This is a genomic window from Bacteroides sp. (assembly GCF_052357945.1).
GTDB lineage: Bacteria > Bacteroidota > Bacteroidia > Bacteroidales > Bacteroidaceae > Bacteroides.
Window position 1 is genome coordinate 1 of record NZ_DAWCXD010000219.1, and the last position, 5099, is coordinate 5099.

Genomic DNA, 5099 nt, shown 5'->3' on the forward strand with positions numbered 1-5099 from the left:
GGTGGCGGAGTCTGGTGGAAATTAATTTCTTGTTCACCACAGATTACACAGATTATTTATATTGATAGTCTATGACTTATAAATCAATCTGTGTTAATCTGTGTAATCTGTGGTGAGACTTAAAATGCGTACCCAAAACCTATATTCAAATAGATAGGATACATTGCAAAAGTGATTGTATTAAAATCGCTTTTAAATATATCGTTCAATCCCCAGGTGAGATCAGCATACACATTGAGGTGCTTGAAAGCTCGCCATCCGGCTCCCACCTGTAATCCCCACTGGAAATGTCTCAAGTCGTCCGAGAAATCGTAGGTTGCAATTTTGCCGTCGGTAAATTCTACTTTCGGACCGGTGGGATCATCTTCCCGCAAATATCCTTCGTACACATGACCTGAAAATTCTCTTGAAAGCAGATACGAGAAATAAGGTCCGGCTTTGATGTTCCATCGGTTACTTAGTTTGTAGGTAGCCATTAGAGGTATAGTCAGTCCGGCGGTATTTACTTTGGTTTTCACTCCGCCCGTCCATACTCCGCTGATTCTTTCACCTCCTTGTCCGAGAATTTCCATATTGTAATTTTTTACAGTGGCTTCGGTGGTCATTGCTTTGTTTTCGAGCCGGAGTCCGACTATGATTCCGAGTTTGTTCTGAACGGCAATCCATTTGGTTACTTCGCCCCCTATGCTGATGGCCAGTGTCGGGTTATATCCGTCAATCGAACGGATTTCTACCGGAAGGGGAAGCGGGGCTGTGCCGCCAATGCTGAAACCTGCTTTAATCTCATATTCCAGTCCGTGAAGGGCGGAACGGATCAGTGTTTCATTTCGGTCTACCTGTGAATAGCCGGGGAGAGCTATTCCTATACAGGCTAGTAAACTGAATATATACGGATAGATTTTTATCATTATGATTGTTATAAAGTTATTTAATTCCGTTTGTTTGATAATGTGTACGTTTTGTATGAGTACATTGTTTGAGCGCATTATCAGCGTATTGCTATGGAAAATTCTTCTTCGAAATTCCGCTAATTTTCCGAGCGATAGATTAACTCTGCCTCGTCGATCAGTAATGTACTTCCGATTGCTCCGTTAAACTGATCTCCTTCCAGGCTTGAGGTGAACACGATGGCTATATTATATTTCCCATCCCTTAGCTTCTCCTTATCTATGAATTTTCCGGGGAGAGTGATGAAAGGAAGTTTAAAGTAAGTCCATTCGTTCGTTTCTTTGGCATTATTAATCCGTGCTGTTGAAATCAGGTTCGGACTGGTGAATGCATTCGTTCCGTCAAGAGTAGGAACAGATTCGCTGGTTTCGTACATGATGGCATATATGTCACAGATATCCCGTTTCCCGTTCACAGGTTTTCCTCCTTCTGTAAACTGATCTCCCGCTTTGTATTTATAATAACCTGCCAGATAAGTGGGTACATGCCGGAAAGGGAGGCCGAATTTAGTTGCTTTCAGAGGATTGCTCATAGCGTTATTCACATCGAAAGAGCCGATAAACAGATTTCCTGCCGCAATAGGCATTCCTGCTATCTGGCCAAAGAATCCGGTACTGCGTGTCACTAAGGAGAGGCATTTGCCGGCTTTTCCGTCTGTTATTTGGAAAGTGGGATAATCATCGGCTGTTTTAGCTACTCCGGTCATGGCATAACCCGCATTTCCGCTGGCCCATTCCATGACGACCTTATCTCCTTCGCGTTCCACAAATATGTAGTACTTCTTTCCGCCCAGTGTATCTTCGAAATTATAGTTCGTGGCAAGTTCCGTGTCGATCACTGATACGGTATACATTTTCTTCCAAACACCATCGGCAGCTGTGACAGTATATTCCTGTGGGGTATTGAAGTTTCGTTCCGTGCCGCTAAGCGGACTGATCGCAGCTCCCGGAGTCAGTGTAAATTCAGGTTTGAGTTCTGAAATATCAGTTCCCGGACCAACAAAGATAGTTATGGAATTATTGTTAATAATAGGACTGGTTGTCATGGCTACTCCTGGTAGTATACAACTTAATATGTCTGCTTCTGCATTGAGAGCTTCTTCGCGGATACATGAAGAGGAAACAATAGCTAGTAGCAAATAAACAACTATGTGTTTTGCTTTCATTTTTCTATCAATTCTTTCTGTTAAAGTTTGGTGTATGGGAGGTTTTATAACAATATGAGATTTTATTTGTTCATTATAGAATGTTGGAAAAGAAAGAATTTCCTATTTTTGTGGAACCAAAACTTATAAGTCCATGACTGAATCAGAAAGAAGGCAAATTATAGAATTGATTAAGAAGGAGGTCATTCCGGCTATCGGATGTACGGAACCTATCGCAGTAGCGCTTTGTGTAGCTAAAGCTGCCGAAACACTGGGAGCGAAACCGGAAAAGATAGAAGTCCTGTTAAGTGCTAATATATTAAAGAATGCCATGGGAGTCGGAATACCGGGAACGGGTATGGTCGGGCTTCCCATAGCGGTTGCTTTGGGTGCGTTGATTGGTAAATCAGATTATCAGTTGGAGGTATTGAGGGATTGTACGCCGGAAGCGGTGGAGCAGGGAAAACAATTCATCGCAGAAAAACGGATTTGTATTTCTCTAAAAGAAGATATTACGGAAAAGCTGTATATCGAAGTGATTTGTAAAACGGAAGATAAAACGGCTAAAGCCATCATTGCCGGTGGACATACTACCTTTATATATATAGCCAAAAATGAACAAACGTTGCTCGACAAGCAACAGACAGTCAGCGAGGAAGAGGAAGAGGCTTCGCCCGAACTAAACTTGCGTAAAGTATATGACTTTGCACTGACTGCTCCGCTGGATGAAATCCGTTTCATCCTTGACACAGCCCGTTTGAACAAAGCTGCTGCCGAGCAAGCCTTTAAAGGTAACTACGGACATTCTTTAGGGAAAATGCTTCGGGGAACTTATGAGCATAAAGTGATGGGAGATAGTGTGTTTTCTCATATCCTCTCTTATACGTCGGCTGCCTGTGACGCCCGTATGGCCGGTGCTATGATTCCTGTAATGAGTAATTCCGGCAGTGGTAATCAGGGGATATCCGCTACACTCCCCGTCGTTGTCTTTGCAGAAGAAAACGGAAAAAGTGAAGAAGAACTGATCCGTGCTTTAATGCTAAGCCATCTCACTGTTATATATATCAAACAAAGTTTGGGACGTTTGTCTGCTTTGTGTGGTTGTGTGGTAGCTGCCACAGGTTCCAGTTGTGGAATCACCTGGTTAATGGGAGGAAACTACAATCAGGTTGCTTTCGCTGTTCAAAACATGATTGCCAATTTGACAGGAATGATTTGTGACGGTGCAAAACCGAGTTGTGCCTTGAAGGTAACCACCGGAGTTTCGACAGCCGTACTGTCTGCCATGATGGCAATGGAAGACCGTTGTGTGACTTCCGTAGAAGGAATTATAGATGAAGATGTAGACCAAAGTATCCGTAACCTGACAAGAATCGGCTCGCAAGCCATGAACGAAACGGATAAAATGGTACTTGACATCATGACGCACAAAGGATGCTGATTTTAAGTATTAAGTATCAAGTATTAAGTATTAGGCATTAAGTATTAGCCGGAATGACGGCATAAAAAAAGTATTAAGTATTAAAACTCCGGTTATATCCGCACGGAATTAATACTTAATACTTTATACTTAATACTTCAATTAATGACAGTGTCCGCCTTCGCAACCGCAGTCGTCGCCACAGCCATCACCGCAGCTGTCGCATCCGCAACCGCAACCACCTTCGCCACTCATCATTTTCACCAATTCCTGGATTTCTTCGTTAGTAGCAGGACGGCTTTCCAGTATTTCACCTTCGAAAATCAGGTCGGCACCAGCCAACGGGTGATTGAGGTCAACTATTACAACATCCGGTTTGATTTCTACTACGCTGGCATTTACGCGCTGACCGTCGCCAGTCATCAAAGGTACGATGTTACCTTCTTTAATACGTTCGCTATCAAACTTGCCATCTATTTCAAAAATATTTTTGGGGAGGTCAATAACGTGTTGTTCGTCATATTGTCCGTAAGCCTTATCTGCCGGAATGGTAAAATCAAATTTATCACCTTTAGAAAGAGCAGTTATCTGATTTTCGAAATCTTCGAGTGTTGTTCCTAATCCTGAAATGAATTGAAAGGGATGTTCTGCTTTTGCTTCTTCGAACAACTCTTTTTCACCATCTTCCATTGTATATAGTTTGTATGCAACGGTAATGTACTTGTTTTCTACTGTTTCCATCTGATCTTTTTTGTTTCTGATTAATAATTCCCGTAAATACGGGTCTACAAAGATACGAATTATTTGCTTGTACTCCGGTATAGGGAGGGTAAATTTCAGATTATTAAGTGCTTTTGTCAGAAAAAGAAAGTGAGGCGCGCAGTTAGATAATAGTTGTAAATTCAACCTTTAAGTGATAAAATAGAGAAATAATACCTCTCTTCTCTTACAATTATTCGCTTTTAAGTGATTTTTTTCTTCGATTTGTTTGGATATAATAAAAAAGCCCTTACCTTTGCAGCACGAAAATAAAGAAAAGAAGATATGAATATGTTACATACATCTATTAACCTAGCAGTCCTGCATATTATTCGCGTCGTGGTGGTCCCATCAAGAGCGTGAGAAAGGTTTTTGTGTTGTATGTGTTCGTACCATAAAAGATAGAATTTAGAGCCTTTCTCACTTGTGTGAGGAAGGCTCTTTAATTAAAAGATAGATTGAAATGAAAAAGCAATTACGCAGTTCGTTTAGTACACAAGGCCGTCGGATGGCGGGAGCCCGTGCATTGTGGGCAGCCAACGGCATGAAGAAGAATCAGATGGGTAAACCCATTATCGCTATCGTCAATTCGTTCACACAGTTTGTCCCGGGGCATGTACACCTACATGAAATCGGTCAGCTGGTGAAGGCAGAGATTGAGAAGCTGGGATGCTTCGCTGCGGAATTCAATACAATAGCTATCGACGATGGTATAGCAATGGGACATGACGGTATGCTTTATTCGCTTCCTTCACGTGACATCATTGCAGACAGCGTAGAATATATGGTCAATGCGCACAAGGCGGATGCAATGGTATGTATCAGCAA

Annotated in this window: 5 protein-coding genes; 2 read left to right on the plus strand and 3 right to left on the minus strand. The window is 42.0% G+C overall.

Translation table 11 applies throughout. The features are described from left to right. Positions 1-119 precede the first annotated feature (119 nt). Both ACT8YW_RS21610 and ACT8YW_RS21615 read right to left on the minus strand, forming a co-directional pair. On the minus strand, positions 120-908 hold the full coding sequence (locus tag ACT8YW_RS21610; protein ID WP_444107100.1) for a porin family protein: 789 nt from the start codon (positions 906-908) through the stop codon (positions 120-122). Positions 909-1027: 119 nt separating this feature from the next. Further along, entirely contained in the window at positions 1028-2113 is a 1086-nt protein-coding gene (locus tag ACT8YW_RS21615) for a PCMD domain-containing protein (protein WP_444107101.1), read from the minus strand. A 133-nt stretch (positions 2114-2246) separates the two neighbouring features. Here ACT8YW_RS21615 and ACT8YW_RS21620 point away from each other — a divergent pair, with 133 nt between their 5' ends. Further along, positions 2247-3533 carry an L-cysteine desulfidase family protein gene (locus ACT8YW_RS21620; protein ID WP_049702115.1) on the plus strand — a complete coding sequence of 429 codons (1287 nt, stop codon included), beginning with the start codon at positions 2247-2249 and terminating at the stop codon, positions 3531-3533. A gap of 141 nt (positions 3534-3674) precedes the next feature. On the opposite strand, the gene ACT8YW_RS21625 is transcribed toward ACT8YW_RS21620, so the two are convergent. Continuing rightward, on the minus strand, positions 3675-4253 hold the full coding sequence (locus ACT8YW_RS21625; RefSeq protein ID WP_444107102.1) for an FKBP-type peptidyl-prolyl cis-trans isomerase: 579 nt from the start codon (positions 4251-4253) through the stop codon (positions 3675-3677). A 481-nt stretch (positions 4254-4734) separates the two neighbouring features. Here ACT8YW_RS21625 and ACT8YW_RS21630 point away from each other — a divergent pair. Then, the coding region (locus tag ACT8YW_RS21630) for a dihydroxy-acid dehydratase domain-containing protein (RefSeq protein WP_444107103.1) at positions 4735-5099 on the plus strand (365 nt) is incomplete at its 3' end.

Coding starts and splice junctions, on each gene's coding strand:
- ACT8YW_RS21625 (WP_444107102.1), bottom strand. CDS start 4,253: ATGGAAACAGTAGAAAACAAGTACATTACCGTTGCATACAAACTATAT.
- ACT8YW_RS21620 (WP_049702115.1), top strand. CDS start 2,247: ATGACTGAATCAGAAAGAAGGCAAATTATAGAATTGATTAAGAAGGAG.
- ACT8YW_RS21610 (WP_444107100.1), bottom strand. CDS start 908: ATGATAAAAATCTATCCGTATATATTCAGTTTACTAGCCTGTATAGGA.
- ACT8YW_RS21615 (WP_444107101.1), bottom strand. CDS start 2,113: ATGAAAGCAAAACACATAGTTGTTTATTTGCTACTAGCTATTGTTTCC.